Origin of the sequence: Devosia psychrophila, from assembly GCF_000971275.1 — a bacterium.
Taxonomy (GTDB): Bacteria; Pseudomonadota; Alphaproteobacteria; order Rhizobiales; family Devosiaceae; genus Devosia; species Devosia psychrophila.
Genome location: NZ_LAPV01000113.1, coordinates 13,530 through 31,767, shown reverse-complemented (window position 1 = coordinate 31,767; position 18,238 = coordinate 13,530). Strand labels below are relative to the sequence as shown.

At 62.7% G+C, this 18,238-nt stretch carries 17 protein-coding genes; 2 read left to right on the top strand and 15 right to left on the bottom strand.

What is annotated here, in order from left to right:
* The first annotated feature begins 44 nt into the window (after positions 1 to 44).
* Entirely contained in the window at positions 45 to 440 is a 396-nt protein-coding gene (locus tag WH91_RS10480) for a winged helix-turn-helix transcriptional regulator (protein ID WP_244542386.1), read from the top strand.
* On the opposite strand, the gene WH91_RS10475 is transcribed toward WH91_RS10480, so the two are convergent.
* The 15 genes from WH91_RS10475 to WH91_RS10405 form a co-directional block, all read right to left on the bottom strand.
* Complete coding sequence (locus tag WH91_RS10475) at positions 437 to 835, bottom strand: VOC family protein (RefSeq protein ID WP_046170963.1); 399 nt, start codon at positions 833 to 835, stop codon at positions 437 to 439. The two genes, WH91_RS10480 and WH91_RS10475, sit on opposite strands and share 4 nt — an antisense overlap.
* Before the next feature lie 114 nt (positions 836 to 949).
* Positions 950 to 1,546 carry an SCO family protein gene (locus tag WH91_RS10470; RefSeq protein WP_046170962.1) on the bottom strand — a complete coding sequence of 199 codons (597 nt, stop codon included), beginning with the start codon at positions 1,544 to 1,546 and terminating at the stop codon, positions 950 to 952.
* The gene (locus tag WH91_RS10465) at positions 1,546 to 2,031 is read right to left on the bottom strand and encodes a copper chaperone PCu(A)C (protein WP_046170961.1); all 486 of its coding nucleotides are present in this window, start codon (positions 2,029 to 2,031) and stop codon (positions 1,546 to 1,548) included. The genes WH91_RS10470 and WH91_RS10465 overlap by 1 nt, the downstream gene beginning before the upstream one ends.
* 50 nt (positions 2,032 to 2,081) lie before the next feature.
* Positions 2,082 to 2,465: a hypothetical protein gene (locus tag WH91_RS10460; protein ID WP_143078143.1), complete on the bottom strand. Its 384-nt coding sequence runs from the start codon at positions 2,463 to 2,465 to the stop codon at positions 2,082 to 2,084.
* 53 nt (positions 2,466 to 2,518) lie between these two features.
* Complete coding sequence (locus WH91_RS22600) at positions 2,519 to 3,430, bottom strand: LysR family transcriptional regulator (RefSeq protein ID WP_052952738.1); 912 nt, start codon at positions 3,428 to 3,430, stop codon at positions 2,519 to 2,521.
* Positions 3,431 to 3,462: 32 nt separating this feature from the next.
* Positions 3,463 to 4,200 carry a TSUP family transporter gene (locus WH91_RS10450; RefSeq protein ID WP_046170958.1) on the bottom strand — a complete coding sequence of 246 codons (738 nt, stop codon included), beginning with the start codon at positions 4,198 to 4,200 and terminating at the stop codon, positions 3,463 to 3,465.
* Positions 4,201 to 4,464: 264 nt separating this feature from the next.
* Positions 4,465 to 5,763, bottom strand: coding sequence for a hypothetical protein (locus WH91_RS10445; protein WP_046170957.1), 1,299 nt, complete (start codon positions 5,761 to 5,763; stop codon positions 4,465 to 4,467).
* A gap of 235 nt (positions 5,764 to 5,998) precedes the next feature.
* A complete protein-coding gene (locus WH91_RS10440) occupies positions 5,999 to 7,897 on the bottom strand; it encodes an ABC transporter ATP-binding protein (protein ID WP_046170956.1) in 1,899 nt (632 codons plus the stop codon).
* Positions 7,894 to 9,750: an ABC transporter ATP-binding protein gene (locus WH91_RS10435; protein WP_046170955.1), complete on the bottom strand. Its 1,857-nt coding sequence runs from the start codon at positions 9,748 to 9,750 to the stop codon at positions 7,894 to 7,896. The genes WH91_RS10440 and WH91_RS10435 overlap by 4 nt, the downstream gene beginning before the upstream one ends.
* Positions 9,751 to 9,925: 175 nt before the next feature.
* Complete coding sequence (locus WH91_RS10430) at positions 9,926 to 10,906, bottom strand: heparan-alpha-glucosaminide N-acetyltransferase (protein ID WP_046170954.1); 981 nt, start codon at positions 10,904 to 10,906, stop codon at positions 9,926 to 9,928.
* Complete coding sequence (gene recQ / locus WH91_RS10425) at positions 10,903 to 12,705, bottom strand: DNA helicase RecQ (protein ID WP_082102105.1); 1,803 nt, start codon at positions 12,703 to 12,705, stop codon at positions 10,903 to 10,905. Before recQ ends, WH91_RS10430 begins: the two co-directional genes overlap by 4 nt.
* 430 nt (positions 12,706 to 13,135) lie before the next feature.
* Positions 13,136 to 13,690, bottom strand: coding sequence for a DNA-3-methyladenine glycosylase (locus WH91_RS10420; protein WP_244542385.1), 555 nt, complete (start codon positions 13,688 to 13,690; stop codon positions 13,136 to 13,138).
* 259 nt (positions 13,691 to 13,949) lie between these two features.
* Positions 13,950 to 15,011: a D-TA family PLP-dependent enzyme gene (locus WH91_RS10415; RefSeq protein ID WP_046170951.1), complete on the bottom strand. Its 1,062-nt coding sequence runs from the start codon at positions 15,009 to 15,011 to the stop codon at positions 13,950 to 13,952.
* Entirely contained in the window at positions 15,008 to 15,787 is a 780-nt protein-coding gene (locus WH91_RS10410) for an SDR family oxidoreductase (protein ID WP_046170950.1), read from the bottom strand. The genes WH91_RS10415 and WH91_RS10410 overlap by 4 nt, the downstream gene beginning before the upstream one ends.
* A 147-nt stretch (positions 15,788 to 15,934) precedes the next feature.
* Positions 15,935 to 16,318, bottom strand: a complete 384-nt coding sequence (locus WH91_RS10405; RefSeq protein WP_046170949.1) for a RidA family protein — start codon at positions 16,316 to 16,318, stop codon at positions 15,935 to 15,937.
* Between the two features lie 175 nt (positions 16,319 to 16,493).
* On the opposite strand from WH91_RS10405, the gene WH91_RS10400 reads away from it, so the two are divergent.
* Positions 16,494 to 17,951, top strand: a complete 1,458-nt coding sequence (locus tag WH91_RS10400; RefSeq protein WP_046170948.1) for a M81 family metallopeptidase — start codon at positions 16,494 to 16,496, stop codon at positions 17,949 to 17,951.
* Positions 17,952 to 18,238: the final 287 nt, after the last annotated feature.

The following is an 18,238-nucleotide window of genomic DNA, read 5'->3' as shown; positions in this document are numbered from 1 at the left end:
CCTACCGGAGAGTGTCAGTGAAACAAGGCGATTCGGCACCAAGAATTTATGACTGGGATGACCGGAAGGGCGCACAGCCGATCGATCCGGCGCTGGATGGCTTGGTTAGGGACATTATCGGAAAGGTGGCCGACAAGTGGACCATGCTGATCCTCGAAGCGCTGAACGATCATGGCACGCTGCGCTTCAGCGAGGTTGGCCGCAAGGTCGGCAATATCAGCCAGAAGATGCTGACCAAGACGTTGCGCCAGATGGAGGAGGATGGGCTGGTGCAACGCGTGGTGCATCCGGTGATACCGCCGCGCGTCGACTATAGCCTGACAGAAATGGGCGGGAGCCTCGGCGCCGCGTTCTGCGGCGTCTGGCTGTGGGCCGAGGCGCATCATGCCAGCATCGAGGCAAGCCGGAAAGCGTTTGCCGAGCGGAATGGCGACATCTAGTTGGCGGCAGGCTGGGCCATCAGTTCCCAGACATTGCCTTCGCTGTCTTCGAAATAGGCGGAGTAGCCCCATTCTGACTGGGTGCCATTGGTGACGATGGCGCCGCCGGCGATCAGCACTTTGCGCAGGATTTCGTCGACTTCGGCGGGGCTGCCGGCTTGATGGCTCAAGACGAAGCCGGGCGTGCCGGCGATGGCGACGTCCTTGCCGGCGGTCTGGGCGATCTGTTCGCGGGGAAACAGCACGAAGGAAAAGTCATTGGGGAAAAAGAAGGCCACATGGTCCTCCCCTGCCCCGATCTTGTCATCCTCGATCTCGAACAGCGCGCGATAAAAGGCAAAAGCCCGCTCGAGATCATCGACGCCGATGGTGATGATGGAAATCGATGGCTTCATGGCGGAGGTTCCTGATGGTCGGCGCACCTTAGCAATCGCGTTGGGCTTGGTCACGGGGTAGATCGGGGTCTTCGTTGAAATGCCCGATCCGAACTTAATCGGATCGGGCTTTGGTCAGGACTTTGCCAAGAGATTGCGCAGCTTGCCGAGAGCGGTGGCATTGTCTTCGCGATAGGCGATGGTGCCCGAGAACTCGCCCTTGTTGTCGAGCAGGAAAACCGAGGCGGTGTGGTCCATGGTGTAGTCGCCGCCATCGAGCGGGACTTTGGCCGCATAGACCGCCCAAGCCTTGGTGGCCTTTTCGATCTCGGCTGGGTCGCCAGTGACGCCGGTCACCTTGCCGGTCCAGGCGACATAGTCGCTGAGTACCGCCGCCGTATCGCGTTCCGGGTCGACGGTGACGAAATAGGCGTTGAGGTTCTTCGCCTCATCGCCCAGCGTCTCGTACCATGAGGCGATTTCAGCCAGCGAGGTCGGGCAGACTTCGGGGCAATGGGTGAAGCCGAAGAACAGGACCGACGGATGGCCATTGAAGCTGTCACGGGTGAAGGCTTCGCCCCCGACAGTATGCAACTGGTAATCGCCATGGCCCAGCCCCGCCGCCTCGGCGGAGCTTGTCATGGACGTATAGGCGTAAAAGCCGGCTGCAGCCACGGCCACGACAGCCACCAATGCCCACAGACCAGTCCGTATGCGTGCAAGGGCGGCCATCAGTGGGCATGTTCCGAGGCGGCAGGGGCATCGGCAGCCGACGTCATGACGGGCAGGACCACATCCACGGTGCCCGCCTTTTCAAAGGTCAGCGTCACGGTGACGGTTTCGCCTTCGACGAAGGCCTGGTTGAGACCCATGAACATCAGGTGGAAACCGCCGGGCGACAGCACTACAGTCTCGCCGGCCGGGATTTCGAGGCCATCGGGGAGTTCGCGCATCTTCATCACATCGCCTTCCATGGCCATGGAGTGAATCTGGATGTCCTTGGCAACGCTGGAACTCGCCGAAACCAGGCGATCAGCCTCTGTGCCGGTGTTTTCAACGGTGAAGAAGCCGCCGCCGACCGGCGCGTTGGGCAGCGTGGCGCGAGTGAACGGCACCGAAATGTTGAGCGGGCCGAGGTGGACGACGCCGTTATGGGCGAAGGCAGGTGTGACGATAAGGATAGCGGCCGCGAGAGCGGTGCGAAGGACGCGATTCATGATGGTAGTTCCGGTTTTGAATGGGTCTGGATGGCGCGAGCGCAGGTAGATCAGACCAAGGCCGGAGGGGCGCGTGGGCCGCTGGGCGGGGCCGTTGGAGTCGGCAAAAAGGCTGAGACGACCGCCGGCAAGGCGTTGGCAAAGGCCACCACGTCGAGGCCGGCCGGGAGCACGTTGAGACTGGGCAGTACGAGCTCATACTTGCCGATACCCGCCGCGGGACATTTGGTGACGGATATGTCGCGATCCTGGCCGGTGGCGCCATCAGGCGTACACAGAACCCAGCCGGTGGTGATCGTGGTGTAGCCAAGCTCCTCGAACACCAACTGGCTGGCGCGAGCCTGATGCATCGGCGCCAGCAGCGTCAGCAGATAGATGGCCAGCACGGCGAGTGCCGTTCCTATCTCCCTGCCGATGGTGCGCTTGGTGTGCATGGGAACAGTCATAGGAGGTTGGCTCGACAGGTGGAAGAGCCGAAGTGTCGCGCCTAGACGCTTGGGACGTAGGTTTCGCTGCAGAGGGCAATGAAGCTCTTCATGGCGGAGGACAAAGGCGAGGTCTTGCGGCGGGCGACCAGCAATTGGCGGAGGGCCCACGGCTCGGCCAGCGGGGCGCAGACCAGGTCGGTGCCGGCCAGCAGGTGCAGGCTTGTCGAGCGCAGGAAGCCGATGCCGAAGCCGGCTTCGACCATGCGTACCAGCGCCGGAAAACTCTCGACGCGTACGCTTTCGACGAGCGGCTTGCCGGCTTTCTCGGCGGCCTCGCCCAACAGGCGGTTCAGCGAGCCGACCTGGTGGATGCCGACGATAGGGTGGTCGATAACCTGGGCAAAGGCGATGTCCTTGCGCGGCTGGATGCTGGCGGCGAGCGGATGGTCGGGCGGCGCCAACACCCAGACGCGGTCATCCTCGAAGGGTTTGATCTCGAAGCGGGTGAAATCGTAATTGTCCGAGACGATGGCGACATCCGCCCTGCCCTCGTCCAGTGCCAGCAGCGCCTTGGCCGCCATCATTTCCTGGATATTGAGCGCGATGCCGACATGCTTGGCGGCATAGAGCGCCAGCAGTTCGGGCAGGCGGCCGGTGAGCGCCGAGCCGGTGCAGGCCAGCCGCAGGCTGCCGCGCAACCCGTCACCGAAATCGGCCATCACCACATCGAGATCGGCGATGGCCCGGAGCACCAGCCGGCAGCCTTGCGCATAGGCCTCGCCGGCACTGGTCAATTTGACGCCATGGGCCGAGCGATCAAACAGCACGACGCCGAGCCGGCTTTCAAGATCGGAGACGCGGCGGCTGACGGCGGACGAGGCGATGCCCTCGCGCTCGGCGGCGCGGCCAATGGAGCCGGTCTCGGCCAATAGCAGTATGAGGCGCGCCGTGACGCTGTCGAAAGGTGCCATGTGGTCTCCAACCGGCACCATACCCATCGGCATCAGATCAGCAAGGAAATGCCGCGGGCGAGGTAGAAAATCCCGATCACCGTCACCACCCAACGGGTCCATTTGCGGAAATTGGCGTCGGTCAGCCGCTGCAGAATCCAGTGACCGGCGCTGGTGCCTGCGATGGCAAAGGGCGCGGCGAAGGCGATGGCGCCCCATTCAAAGGGCGTCAATATGGCCGCGGCATTCCAGTAGAAGATAACCTTGGAGGCGTGGGAGACGACCTGCGTTGCCGCCTTTGTGGCGACGATGGCGCGGCGGTCCATCATGGTACGGATAAAGAAAATATCGACCGTCGGGCCGGATACGCCCACCGCCAGGTTCAGCCCACCGCCCAGCAGGCCACAGAGAAAAGCGTGATGCGGCTTGCTGGCATCGAGCGCCAGCCAGTCCTTTGGAATCCACACCAGGATCGGCATCAGGCCGATAGTGATGCACACCGTGGCCAGATCGGGCGTGTAGCGGATGATATAGAGGATTATGCCGGCTGCGATGAGGCCGAGGCAGATGAAGCCGAGGATTTTCCAGTCGATGAAGGCGCGCGACAGGAAGGCGCGTGAGCCATTGGCGATGATCTGGATGGCGCCCTGCACGGCAATAGCCGTGCCCACCGGCAGGATCATCAGCAGGATGCCGAGCAGCACCAGACCGCCCGCCATGCCGAAGACGCCCGACAGGGTCGAGGTCAGGAATACGGACAACAGCAAAGCGATGATAACCGGCAGGCTCATAGGACAGTCCCCAAATCACTGGGGTTTCATGCGCCCGCAGTGAAACGGGCGCCATGACGGATGCGGCAAGAGGGGGTGCCGAACCGCCCATACGCGAGTTCGGTGGCTGCCATCACCCCACCCTCATTCCCTCCCCATTCAGGGGAGGGAGGCGCAAGCTCTGAGGTCAGTGTTCATCGTCTCCCTCCCCCTTGTGGGGAGGGATTAAGGGTGGGAGTGGTTTGGTCCCGATGTGGATGGGCCCCTACTAAAACCGCGAGGCGCTCACTGCGCCAGGCTGGGGAAATAGTCCTTGGCGGTTGGGGCCAGCAGTTCTGGGATGTCGGCGAGGTCGACTGTGACGAGGTCATCGCCGCAGGCGAAGCTCACATGCGGCAGGCCAACCAGCGAAAAGATCGCCTTGTCGCCTTCGACGAAGCGCACGCCCAGATAGCTGGCGATAAGATCATTGATGCCGCATTCGCTCTCGTAGCTGACATCGTCGCTGACGATGCGATTGGCGATGACGTAGTCGATCAACGGCTGCCCGGCCTGCCAGCCATAGTCGTCCGGCGATTGCAGCGCCACGTCCTGGTCGATCGGTGCGTCATCGACATAGTTGGCAGTGGCGATCCAGTCCTTGAACACTTTGCCTAGCGGCAGCGGCGAGCCGGTCTGGGTGTCGAGCGTGTAGCTATCGAAATGATTGTTGGGATAGGCGCCCTGGCAGAAGGTGCTGCCACCCTCGGTCCAGCCGGTCACGGCGGGCGACAGGTAGGTCAGCATGATGCTTTCGCTATCGAAATCGGCCAGCGTGCCGGCGCCCATGCCGAGCATGTCGCCACGACCGCCAAAGCCGCCATAGACCTGCGCCAAACAATCGAATGCCGCGTAGTTGATTGCGGCATGGCGGGCGGCGAGCGCGGCATTGGCTGCGTCGGGGCTGCTGCCATCGACCAGCGAAACCACGCGCGGGAAGGCAAACTTGCTGCGCGGGTCGGTGACGTAGCGGTATTCGGACCCGTCGATCGTCTCGACCGGGCCTTCATCCATCGCCGCGTCCATCTTGGCGATTTCGTAGGGGGCGGTGCCGCTGGTAAAGCCATCGGGGGTGGCAAACACTAGCTCGGCGGCGCTGGTATAGAGGCCATAAGGCGAGACCTCGGTGCCCTCGGGGAGCACGCGGCGGCCGATTTCGGTGAGCGTGATATCAAGTGCCTTGCCGGCTTTGCCTTTGGCTTTCCAGGTGCCGGTCAGCTTGCCATCGACCGGCGGCGACAGCGTCCACAGCGCGCCGGCCGGCTTGTCGGATATATTGCCACTGTCGTCGCTGACACAGGTGGTTTCGGTGCAGGGCGCTTCCTCGGAAAGGCGGATGGTGCCATCGGCGTCTTCCAGTGTGTCGAGGGGAATGTCGCCGCCCTTGGCCATGTAGCTGTAGCGCCCGACCATGGTGCCGACGTCTGGGTCGGTCAGTTCGACGACGATGTCATGGGTGCCAAGGGTGCCGCGATAGGTGACGGCGTCATCGGCGAAGGCTGGCGTGGTGGCGAGCAGAACGGCGGCTATGGCGATGAGGCGCATGAGGGGACTCCGGGGCGTTTCGGTAGACCAGCAAGGAAGAGCATGTTTGGCAAGTGCCAAGAGTGGCGTGCTGGCCTTTCATAAGAAGAATGCCCCCACCTAGCCTCCCCCTGAAAAGGGGGAGGAATACTGCCGGTGTGTTGGATGACATGGTGCCCCAAGCTCGATGAAGTTCCTCCCCCTCATCAGGGGGAGGTTAGGTGGGGGTACCCAAACAAGAACTCTTCTTGGCAGTTCAAGTGCTCGCGGTCCGCGGATTGGCTTGGGCGACCAGGTCATCAGGGATGTCGTCGAAGCTGGAGTAGTTCATGTTGTAGAGTTTGGCGTAGAGGCCGTTTTTTTCCATGAGCTCGTCGTGGTTGCCAGTCTCGATCATCTCGCCGTTCTGCAGCACGATGATGCGGTCGGCGCCGCGGATGGTGGCGAGGCGATGGGCGATCACCATGCCTGTGCGGCCTTCCAAAAGGGTCAGCAAAGCCTTCTGGATCTGGCGTTCGGTGTAGCTGTCGATATTGGCGGTGGCTTCGTCGAGCACGAGGATCTTGGCATCGGCGACCAGCGCGCGGGCGAAGCTCAGTAATTGGCGCTGGCCCAGCGACAGGTTGGAGCCGCGCTGTTCGAGAATGCTGTCATAGCCGCCGGGAATGCGCATGATGAAGTCGTGTGCGCCCACCGCTACGGCGGCGTTAATGACCTGCTCGCGGGTGGCGGAGGCCTTGTTGTACCGAATGTTGTCGAAGATGCTGCCGGTGAACAGGAAGGGTTCTTGCAGCACCATGGCGACCTGTTCGCCAAGCGATTGCTGCGTGACGTCGCGCACATCGTGGCCGCCGACCAGTACGGCGCCGGAGTCCACTTCGTAGAAGCGATGCACCAGCGACATGGCCGAGGTTTTGCCTGAGCCCGTGGGGCCGACCAGCGCGACGGTTTCGCCGGGCTTGACGGTGAAGCTGACGTTTTTCAGCACCGGGCGGCCGGGGCTATAGCCGAACACCACGTCGCGGAATTCGACTGAACCATCCATGTCGCGGGTGAGCGTGACGGCGTCCGGCTTGTCGTTGATCGAGGATGGCACGTCGAGCACTTCGGTGATGCGGCGGCCCGAGGTCATGGCGCGCTGCATAATCGAATATTGCATGGTCAGGGAGCGGATCGGGTCAAAGAAGCGCTGGATATAGAAGATGAAGGCAACGATGACGCCGATCTCAAGGCTGCCATTGAGCACCAGCGAGCCGCCGACCACGACCACGATGGCCATGGCGATGCCGGTGAGGCTGTCGACGATGGGGACCATGACCTGGGCAAAGCGCGAGCCGGTCAGCTGGGTCTGCAGGTTGTTGAAGGCCTTGTCGTCGTAGAGCTCGAAATTGACCTTCTGGCGGTCAAGATTTTGTACCGTGCGGACGCCATTGATGCCCTCGGCCATGGCGCCGGCGGTGATCGAATTGGTCTCATGCGCCGCCCAAAAGGCGCGCTTGGCCGGGGGCAGCCAGAAGATGCGGACGATAAAGAGGATCGGCATGGTGCTGAGGGTCAACAGGCCGAGTCGGAAATCGAGCGTCAGCAGCACGACGACGATGCCGAACAGCAGCACCATGTCGCCGACCGAAATCACCGAGGTTTCGAGAAACTCCTGCATGGAATTGACGTCGCCCTGCAGGCGGCTCATCAGGCGGCCGACTTCGGTCTTGTCCATGAAGCTGAGCGAGACGCGCTGCAGTTGCGCGAACATGGCGCGGCGCATGTCGAACAGCACATTTTCGGCCACCTGACCCACTTCGCTTTCCTGCACCCAGGACGCGGCGAAGTTGACCACCACCACGACCGCAAAGCTGACGACGGCCCAGAGCAGGTTGGTGGCAGTGCCGCCCTCCGTCATGCCGATATCGATGGCACGGCCAATGATCAGCGGAATGGCAAGCTGCGTTATGGTAAAGACCAGCACCGCCGCGACCGACAGATAAATCTTGAGTCGGTACGGCTGCACGAAAGCCCAGATGCGACGCACGGTGCGCGGGTCGTAGGCCTTGCCGAAAATCTCCTCTTCGATGCGGTGCGAACCAACGCTGGCACGCGGCGGGCGCTGGCCCGGAAAGCTGGCAGTCTCGCGGTCTTCTTCTTCGACGGCGCTCATTGGGCGGCGCTCCCGATTTCGATGTCGTCACTGGGGCGGGTCTGCAGGTCGTACAACGCCCGGTAGCGGCCGCCGTTGGCCAGCAGTTGTTCATGGGTGCCGCGCTCGACGATTTTGCCGCCATCGAGAAACAGGATGACGTCGGCATGCATGAGCGAGCTGAGACGATGCGAGATGATCAGCGTTACCCGATCGCTGGCATAACGGCGCATGGCGCTGCGGATGCGGTGCTCGGTGCCGGCATCGATGGCCGCAGTGGAATCATCGAACACCATGACGGCGGGCTTGAGCACCAGGCTGCGCGCGATCGACAGGCGCTGGCGCTGGCCCCCTGACAGAGACACTCCGCGCTCGCCCACCACGGTGTCGTAGCCGGCGGGCAGGCCCATGATGTAATTGTGCAATTGCGCACTTTCGGCGGCCTTTTCGATCTTGGTCTCCTTGGACCAAGGATCGCCATAGGCGATGTTGTTCTCGATGGTGGTGGTGAACAGGAAGCTGTCCTGCTGCACCACGGCGACCGAGCGGCGCAGCGATTGCAGCGAGACGGCGCTGACGTCTTGTCCATCGATGGTAATGCGGCCGGAGCTGACATCGTAGAAACGCGGGATGAGGTGGGCGAGGGTCGACTTGCCGCTGCCGGGCGCGCCGACGATGCCGATGGTCTGGCCGGCGCGGGCCTCGAAGGTGACGCCGTCGAGCGTTGGATGATTGGCGCCGGGATAGGTGAAATGCACATCCTCCAAACGCAACGTCCCGTCGGTGACCTTGAGCTCGGCTACGCCGGGAGCGTCAGCGATGGCGAGCGGCTGATCGAGGAACGCATAGAAGCGCTCGCCGCAGGTGGCGGCGCGGGCAAAGGAATTGACCATCAGGCCAAGCTGGCGCACCGGCATCTGCAGGATGGTCATGAAGGTGAGGAAGCTCGCCAACGTGCCGACGCTCATCTCGCCGGCAATTACCTTATTGCCGCCGAACCACAGCACGAGCCCCATGGCGGTAAAGAAAGAGAATGTCATCATGGAGGTGTTGCGGACGCGGATATGCACCCGGTCATGCGACAGATCGAGCGCTTCCTTCGAAGCTGCATCGAACTTGGCGAGTTCGAAATCCTGACCCGAGAAGGCGCGCACCACGCGGATGCCGCCGAGGTTTTCTTCCATCACCCGGGTCAGCGCCGAGAGCTTTTTCTGCAGCACCAGCCAGGTACCGCGCAACTTGAGTTGAGCGACCGAGGAGCGCCAGGCGACGAAAGGCACAAAGCTCAGCGCCAGGCAGCCCAGCAGCACATCGGTCGTCAGCAGCATGAAGGCGCCGACGCCGATCAGCACGGACAGCAGGATGGTGCGCACGAAGCCGGTCGAAAAGAACATGCGCAAGCCATCGAGGTCGAGCAGGCCGATGGTGATCAGGTCGCCGGTGTGGACCTTGTCGTGATAGGAATAGGAGAGGCGCTGCACCTTGTCATAGAAGGCCAGGCGCAGTTCGTAGCCGACGTGGTGGCCGACCGATTCGGAGTAATAGTTCTGCACCAGCGTGAAAAACCCGCGCGCCACGGAAACGCCGAGCAGTGTCATGGCGCTCCAGAACAGCGCTTGCTGCGCCCCCTCCGAACCTGTCGACAAGATGCCCTGCGCCTGATCGACAGCGTGGCCGAGCAGCCGCGGGATCAGCAGTTGCAGCACCGAGGCCACCACGGTGGCGCCGATGGCGAGGCCCGCCTGCCAGGGATGACGCAGGGAATAGAGGGTGATGCGCTTTAGCGGGCTATGGGTTTTGCCCGCATGGGCGGCGGCAACATGGGCCTGCGCATCGCCGCGTGAATGGACGCGGCCAGCCTTGTCGGTGGTCAAGGAAGTATCCAGACTTCAATACAAATGTGTGGGCCCGAGCCGGCAAAACGCCGATGGTCGCCGTGACTCGGAAGATCGAACTCGCGTGACTAATCAACGCCCGTTTGGTCTTCCATTCAAGACGAAATCTGCGCAAAAATCGCAAACAACGAGGGCCCAACGTCGTGCTTTGGTCTTATTGCGGCGCGTTCAGTTCGGGATAAATCACGGCCGAGCATTGCCGGTTTTGCGCATCGAGCAGGGCCTGTTCCTCCGCCGTCACCATGCCGGTGGTTATGGCATTCCAGAGATTGTTGGTATCGACGCCCTGAAGACCGCACTGGCAATAGGTTACGCACATGGCGGGCGAGGTGCCGCCTGCCTCGCAGGTACTTTGGCAGGTGCGGAGGAAATCATTATCACGCAGGGCGACCTGCGGTTGCATGACCGATGCGGCGGGATAAATCAGGCCGAGAAGCAGCGGCTGATGAACCAAATAGATCAGCAGGCTCCAGCGGCCGAGAAAGGCCAAGAGGCGCGGCAGCCGGCCTTTCGGCGCGATTGTTGCCAGACGCGCCGACCACCCGGAGGCCCGTACCCGCCGCGTCGCGATGATGCCGAGCAGCACGACGCCGAACCATGGGAACACCATGACCAGGTCATTGGTCGGCGGCGGCTCTTGCCAAAGACCAATCCAGGACAGGGCTTTTTCGTTGAATAGCGGGTCGGAGTAGAAGAACGGCAGCGCGATGACGGCGACGGCCACCACGATAGGGAGCCAGAGCGGTGTGCGCACAAAGGCGAGGCCGAGCAGGCTGAACAGCGCGATGGCATGCAGCACGCCAAAATAGACGAAGGTTTGCGGGAAGGCGATGTAGGTGGCGACAGTGATGGCCAGCGCGCCGAGAACGACGAAAACCCAGCGACGCCAGAAGCTGCGCCAGCGGATGCCATTGCCATGGCCCAGCACGAGGCCAATGCCGACCAGGAACATGAAGACGGCGAGGATCGTGCGGGCGATCATCACCCATTGCGGGTCATAGCCAACGTCGGCCGCGATGAAGCGGAAATAGCTGAGATCCCAACACAGGTGGTAAGCCATCATGGCGATGATGGCGACGCCGCGGGCAATGTCGACGATAGCGAACCGCTGGCGCGGTGCGGTTGTTTCGGTCAATTCGCAACCTGCCTGACCACCGCCAAAAATGCCTCGCCGTAGCGGTCGAGCTTGGCTTGGCCGACGCCGGGGAGGTTGAGCATGTCGTGTGGGTGTTTTGGAACGGCGAGGGCCATGGCGCGCAAAGTGGCGTCATGGAAGATGACATAGGGCGGTACGCCCTGGGCTTTGGCGAGGCGGGTGCGTTCTTCGCGCAGGGCTTCAAACAGTGGCAGGGCATGGGGCGGGACCGTGGCTGCACGATCCAGCGCGCGGCGGACCTCGATCGACTTTTTCGGGCGGTCCTTGCGCAGGATTACCGTCCGCTCGTGCTTGAATACGGCGCGCGAGCCTTCGCCCAGCGTCAACGCGCCATGATTGGCGTGATCGACGACGATCAGGCCCGAGGCGGTCAATTGGCGGATCACCGATTGCCACACCTTGGCGTCGAGATCGGCACCCTGCCCGAACACTGCCTGGTTCTGGTGGCCGAAGCGTTCGACCTTTTCGGTGGCCTTGCCCATCAACACGTCGATGACATGGGCGGCGCCAAAGCGCATGCCGGTGCGATAGATGGCGGCCAAAGCCTTGATGGCGGCCTCAGTACCATCCCAGCTCTCGACCGGTGAACGGCAGGTATCGCAATTGCCGCAACTGCCGGGATAGTCTTCGCCAAAGTGGCGCAGGATCGCCTTGCGGCGGCATTCGGCAGTCTCGCAGACACCCAGCAGGGCATTGAGCTTACCGTGTTCGACGCGCTTGATGTCGTCGGGCGCATTGCCTTCGTCGATCATGCGGCGGCGCTGCACCACATCGGCCATGCCATAGCTCATCCACGCATCGGCGGGCTGGCCATCGCGACCGGCGCGGCCGGTTTCCTGGTAATAGGCCTCGATCGAGGCGGGCAGGTCCATATGAGCGACATAGCGCACGTCGGGCTTGTCGATGCCCATGCCGAAGGCGACCGTCGCCACCATGCAGATGTTTTCCTCCTTGAGGAAAGCATCCTGATTGGCGTTGCGCGTCCCGGACGGCAGACCCGCGTGATAGGGCAGCGCTGGAATGCCCTTGGAAGACAACCATTTGGCCGTGTCTTCGACCTTGGCTCGAGACAGGCAATAGACGATGCCCGAGCTGCCCTTGTGCGCGGCGAGGAATGCCAGCAACTGGTCGCGGGCCTTGTCGCGCTCGACGATGGAATAGGAAATGTTGGGGCGATCGAAGCTGGTGGTGAACACCCTGGCCTGTTCCAGCCCCAGCCGCTCGATGATGTCTTCGCGCGTGGTCGGGTCGGCCGTAGCTGTCAGCGCAATGCGCGGCACGCCGGGGAACAGTTCGACGAGGTTGATCAGCTCTCGATATTCCGGCCTGAAATCATGGCCCCACTGGCTCACGCAATGGGCTTCGTCGATGGCGAACAGCGCAATGTCGATGCCCGACAGCATGTTGGCAAAGCCGGGGGTCGCGACGCGTTCGGGGGCCACATACAGCAGGTCAAGCTGACCGTTGCGCAGCTTGCGGCGAACTTCGGCTGACTCTTCAGCGGACAGTGACGAGTTGAGCGCCGCCGCTTCGACACCAGCCTGCTTCAACGCCTCGACCTGATCGCGCATCAGGGCGATCAGCGGCGAGATGATGATGCCAACACCCGGGCGGCAAATCGCCGGGATCTGGAAGCACATGGACTTGCCGGCGCCGGTAGGGAACAGCACGACCGCGTCCCCGCCACCGACGACGTGCTGGACCACGTCCGCCTGCTGGCCACGAAAGTCCTTGTGGCCAAAAACATCGCGCAGGACCACATGCGGGTCACGCGGCATAGCCACCGCGCCGCTCGTGAAAAGATTCCATGCCGATTCAAGCGTGCTCACGCAGTCCTTGAATCACAGGGCGGGGGCAGCCGCAAGGCAAGCTCGATCACAGGGCGAGGCTATCCACCGGCGATCGGGTGAATCACGCTTGCAAGATTAGGGTGAGACCGGCGCGGGCGGGATAAGGGCTCGGCTGCCATTTCGTTGGCCGGGGCGGGATACCGGAAAAACCATCCCCGTTCCCTCTGCCGCCATGTCCGGTTGACGCGCGCAGGTCTCTGCCAGCCAATCCTTGGCAGGGAGGATGGTTCCGGACTTGCCGATCACGAAGGTCGAGCGCCTCACTCGATGGGTGGGGTCCACCGGTGGAGTTAGCGAACCCGTCTCTCAATTTCTCCGCTCAAGGAAGGCAGGCGCAGACTTCTCGCTTGAGAGCCCGTTACCGCATTGGCTTGCTCAGAAACGGCGAGCCGCGCCGGACGAAGCGCCATGGCGTCTCGACACCCTTGGTGATGCCGATACGCGGGCCAGAGGCGATGGCGTGGGTTTCACTGGTTGCAAGTAGCGCAAAAGGAAGGGCATCGAGTGGCAACCCGTTATGGGCAATGGTGACGTTCAGGGCCTGGCAGAGCTTGCCGGGCCCGGAGCAGAGTTGCCGTTCCACCATGGCACCGCGCCGCTCGTGCATTTTGTCGAGGCCATGCAGTGGCTCCAACGCGCGGACCAGCACTGCGCTGCCGGGCTGGCAGACGACGTTGAGGCACCAGTGAATGCCATAGATGCGATAGACATAGGCATGGCCGGCCGGCCCGAACATGGCGCTGTTGCGTGGTGTGGGGCCGTTGAAGCTGTGCGAGGCGGGATCGGCCCGATCATAGGCTTCGAGTTCGACCAAGGGACCACCGACGCCGTCGACCAGCAGGGTGATGCCGATGAGTTCACGGGCGACATCGGCGGCGGGACGATCGAAGAAGGTGGATGGCAAAGAATTCACAGCAGACCTCATGGTGATCCTTCGACAGGCTCAAGATGTCGAACCAAGGGGGGCGCGACTGGATTGTGCCACAACCTCGTCCTTCGACAAGCTCAGGATGAGGTTTGCTGGGAGATGCACTGGCGCTCCACACCCACCGTCTTTCCCCTCGGGCTTGACCCGAGGGTCACTCTTCATACGGTACGAGCGGCGGGCGGCTCTCGGGTCGAGCCCGAGGGAGAAAGCGAGAGGGTGGGCGTGGTTTGGGTGCCCCGGATCATCAGTCCACCCTGCCCCGCGCATCGACGTTGACCGTCTCGACCAGCCTGTCACCTGAAATCAGGTTCACCCGGTCAAACAGGTTGCTGACAACGCAGGCATGGTTGGGGATGATGCGGAGCTTGTCGCCGATGCTGGGCTTGGCGGCGCAGGCGGAGAGATCGATGGTGCCGTGCTCCTCGCTCAGCCCGACGATCACTGCGTCCGGATAGGCCTCGATCAACCCGAACCCGGTCATGCCCAGCGTATCGCTGGTCAGCGCCTTGGAGCCGGCGTCGATGATGGCGCGGTCTTCGGTGGGGCGGCTGACCACGGTGGCCAATACGGTCAGCGCGCAATCGTCGAAGCTGCCGACGCCCTTGGCGACCTGGAAACGGTCCATATAAACATAGGTGCCGGGGCGGTGCTCGGTGGCAGCGGTCACCTCGTGGGCGCGCCACAGGTCGGGCGTGCCGCCATTGGACACGACGTCAGCCTGCAAGCCTGCGTCGCTCAGTGCGAGCTTGGCGGCAGTCAGCCAGGCGGCATTGGCTTCGACCTGCCCGGCGGCCGGATAGGTCATCAAGCCGCCAAAGCGCAGGCCCGGCGAATTGACGATCTTTTCGGCCAGCGCGACGGCAGCGGCTGATGTCTGCACGCCGCAGCGGCCCATGCCGGTATCGCATTCGACCAGCACCGTCAGTGAAGTGGCACTCTCGGCGAAGGTGCGTGACAGTCCCTCGACCGTCTCGGGGCTATCGGCAGTGACGGTGATGTGGACCCGGCCATGCAGCGCCAGAAGGCGGGCCAGCTTGGCTGCACCGACGATATTGTAGGGCAGGAAGATTTCGCTGATTCCGGCGTCGGCGAAGACTTCGGCCTCGCCAAGCTTCTGCACGGTAATGCCGACTGCGCCCAGTTCCATGGCGCGCCTGGCAAAGCGTGGCAGCTTGTGGGTCTTGATATGGGGGCGGAGCTTAAGCCCATGTCTGTCGGCGTAGTCCTGCACGCGCTTGAGGTTTGCCTCGACGCGGTCGAGATCGATCAGCACGGCCGGGGTATCGAGGTCGAAAATATCGGTCATTTGCCCCTCAGGACTTCATCGACGAAACGCAGGTTGCCGGCGGTCAGCCCGGCATCGACCGGCAGCGCGGTACCAGTAATCCCCGAGGCGGCGTTGGAGCTATAAAACACCGCCGCATTGGCCACCTCAACTGGCAGCACCATGCGGCCCAGCGGGTAATGCGGCAGCACAGTGTCTAGCAGGGTCGGATCGGCGGCGAGGCGATGATCCCAGGCGGGGGTGCGCACCGAGCCCGGGCAGATCACATTGGCCCGCACGCCTTCGCCGCCGCGCTCGACCGCGATAGCCTTGGCATAGGCGATCAGCCCGGCCTTGGCCGCCGAATAGGCCGGATTGCCGTAGTGGGCCAGCGCATTGACCGAGGAAATGAAGACCAGGCTGCCCGTTCCGCGCCTGGCCATGGCCGTGACGATCGGGTCGGTCATGGCATAGGCGCCATTGAGATTGATGGCGAGTTCGGAGGCCCAGACATCGTCATCGACTTGGCCGAGATGTTCGGCGCGGGTAAAGCCGGCATTGGAGACGACCGCGTCGGGAACGCCATGCTGTTGAAGATACCGGACAATCGCCGCGCGGGTCGCCTTGGGGTCGGATTGATCGAACAGCACTTGGCCTGTTAGATCAAGGCCGTCCAGCATGTGGGCTTCCCGGTCGGCACCGATCACGCTCGCCCCTGCATCGCGGAAAGCCTTGACCAGCGACTGGCCAATACCGCCACCGGCGCCCGAGATCAGCACCGTCTTGCCATCGAGGCGGAAGGGGGATGGCGTCGTCATCTTATTTTCCTTCAAGGGGATACCCCCACCTAGCCTCTCCCTGACAGGGGGAGGAACAGATCGAGTTTTTGGCACTATCTTCGATGACCACCAGCCAAATTCCTCCCCCTTTTCAGGGGGAGGTTAGATGGGGGTTCGTCCTGTTTCTCACGGGCCCTTGTAGGCGACGCATTCAATTTCGACCTTGCAGTCGACCATCATATGGCTCTGCACGGCGGCGCGGGCGGGCGGGTTTTCGCCAAAATACTCTTTATAAACAGCGTTGAAGCTCCAGAAGTCGCGAGGGTCATCGAGCCAGACGCCGCAGCGGACGACGTGTTCGAGGCCGTAGCCGGCTTCTTCGAGGATGGCGACGACGTTCTTGATGGTAAGATGGGTCTGCTCGACGATGCCAAGCCCTTGAATTTCCCCATCTTTCATGGCGACCTGGCCGGAGACGAACAGGAAGCCGCCGGCTTCGACGGCGCGGGCGAAGGGAAGGTTCTGGCCGCCGGCCCCGGCGTTCTCTGCTCCATAGCGCTTGATCGGCATTTTCTCGCCTTTTTGAAATTCAGTTTCGTTATGCGGCACTCTAGCGCCTGAAAACACGGAATTCGCCTGCAAAATGCGGTCACGAATGTAAATTCGTTACGCGATCTGGCGTTTCACACTATGCTAGCGCTTCAATAGCTTTCACCGCCTTACGCTACCTTTACGTGAGCATTCCGTGCGCATTTTCACAGCCGCCCTAGCGACCGAAACCAATACCTTTTCGCCCATAGCGGTCGACAAGCGCGCCTTCGAGGCATCGCTTTATGCCAAGCCGGGCAAGCACCCGGCGACGCCGACGTTGTGCACCGCGCCAATCACCGTGGGCCGGGAGGTGTGTGCCCGCGAGGGATGGGAATTGATCGAGGGTAGCGCCAGTTGGGCCGACCCTGCCGGGCTTGTGGCGCGGGCGACCTATGAAGAGTTGCGCGACGAGATTCTGGAACAGTTGCGCGCCGCCTTGCCGGTCGATGGCGTGGTGCTCGGGCTGCATGGCGCGATGGTGGCGCAGGGTTATGACGATCCTGAGGGGGATATGTTAGGCCGGATGCGTGGAATCGTCGGGCCGGATGTGCTGATCTGCGCCGAGCTCGATCCGCATAGTCACCTCACCGCCAAGCGGGCGGCGGCGGCGAACTTCTTCGTCTATTTCAAGGAATTTCCCCACACCGATTTCGTCGACCGGGCGCGCGACATGTGGGCCATAGCGGTGCGGACGCTGAAGGGCGAAATCACGCCGGTGATGTCGGTGTTCGACTGCCGGATGATCGATGTGTTCCCAACCAGCAAACAGCCGATGCGCGGGTTTGTGGACAGGCTGTATGCGCTGGAGAGGTCTGAGCCGGGCCTGTTGTCACTGTCGGTGGTGCATGGTTTCATGGCCGGTGATGTGCCGGAAATGGGGACCAAGGTGATTGCGGTCACCGATGGCGATGCGGCGATGGGTGCGGCGTTGGCCGAGACGCTGGGGCGCGAGCTGTTTTCGATGCGCGGCACGTTCATGGTGGCGCAGGTGGATGAGAAGGTTGCGGTCGATGCCGCGATTGCAGCGCCGCGTGGTCCGGTGGTGATTGCCGATGTGTGGGACAATCCGGGCGGCGGCACGGCGGGCGATGCGACGGTGGTGCTGGCCGAGCTGATCGCGCGCGGCGTGACCGACGTGGCTGTGGGGACGATCTGGGATCCGATTGCGGTGCAGATTTGCATGGCGGCGGGTGAAGGTGCGGTCATACCGCTGCGGTTTGGGGCCAAGTCGGCGCCGCATACCGGCAATCCGATCGACCAGACCGTGACGGTGCGGGGGCTGGTTCGGGACGCGCAGATGCGGTTTGGCGAGAGTTTTGCGCCGTTTGGCGATGCGGCGTGGATTTCGTTTGCCGGGATAGACGTGATCCTCAATTCGACGCGGGCGCAGAGCTTTGATCCGTCGCTGTTTTCGGCGCTGGGGATCGACCCGGCATCGCGGAAGATCCTGCTGATCAAGTCGACCAACCATTTCTACGACAGCTTCAGCAAGATCGCGTCGCAGATCGTGTATTGCGCGGCGGGGAAGCCGTATCCGAACAAGCCGGCCGAGACGGACTACCGCAAGGCGCCAAAGGGTATTTGGCCGATGGTTGAGGATCCGTGGGGGTGAGGTTGACGCTACAGTCGACACCCTTCCCCTTGCGGGGAGGGATCAAGGGTGGGGGGCGGTTGGCCCCAATATTCGGGCTAAACGACACCCCCACCTAGCCTCCCCCGTCGAGGGGGAGGTACCGCGCGGTAGTTGCGGAGATATTCGTGTCCAACCACCGCACGTCACCCTCGGGCCTGACTCGGGGGCTCTATACTTTTCAGGCCCATCGCAGTGAAGTGCCCTCGGGTCAAGCCCGAGGGTGACGATCGAGTGCGTTGGGCGTTTGGGCGATGCGGGCACAGCCC

What these genes read in the sequence shown, in the direction of transcription:
- WH91_RS10475 (WP_046170963.1), bottom strand. Translation starts at nt 835, where the DNA reads ATGAAGCCATCGATTTCCATCATCACCATCGGCGTCGATGATCTCGAG.
- WH91_RS10470 (WP_046170962.1), bottom strand. Translation starts at nt 1,546, where the DNA reads ATGGCCGCCCTTGCACGCATACGGACTGGTCTGTGGGCATTGGTGGCT.
- WH91_RS10465 (WP_046170961.1), bottom strand. Translation starts at nt 2,031, where the DNA reads ATGAATCGCGTCCTTCGCACCGCTCTCGCGGCCGCTATCCTTATCGTC.
- WH91_RS10460 (WP_143078143.1), bottom strand. Translation starts at nt 2,465, where the DNA reads ATGCACACCAAGCGCACCATCGGCAGGGAGATAGGAACGGCACTCGCC.
- WH91_RS22600 (WP_052952738.1), bottom strand. Translation starts at nt 3,430, where the DNA reads ATGGCACCTTTCGACAGCGTCACGGCGCGCCTCATACTGCTATTGGCC.
- WH91_RS10450 (WP_046170958.1), bottom strand. Translation starts at nt 4,200, where the DNA reads ATGAGCCTGCCGGTTATCATCGCTTTGCTGTTGTCCGTATTCCTGACC.
- WH91_RS10445 (WP_046170957.1), bottom strand. Translation starts at nt 5,763, where the DNA reads ATGCGCCTCATCGCCATAGCCGCCGTTCTGCTCGCCACCACGCCAGCC.
- WH91_RS10440 (WP_046170956.1), bottom strand. Translation starts at nt 7,897, where the DNA reads ATGAGCGCCGTCGAAGAAGAAGACCGCGAGACTGCCAGCTTTCCGGGC.
- recQ (WP_082102105.1), bottom strand. Translation starts at nt 12,705, where the DNA reads ATGCCGCGTGACCCGCATGTGGTCCTGCGCGATGTTTTTGGCCACAAG.
- WH91_RS10415 (WP_046170951.1), bottom strand. Translation starts at nt 15,011, where the DNA reads ATGACCGATATTTTCGACCTCGATACCCCGGCCGTGCTGATCGATCTC.
- WH91_RS10410 (WP_046170950.1), bottom strand. Translation starts at nt 15,787, where the DNA reads ATGACGACGCCATCCCCCTTCCGCCTCGATGGCAAGACGGTGCTGATC.
- WH91_RS10405 (WP_046170949.1), bottom strand. Translation starts at nt 16,318, where the DNA reads ATGCCGATCAAGCGCTATGGAGCAGAGAACGCCGGGGCCGGCGGCCAG.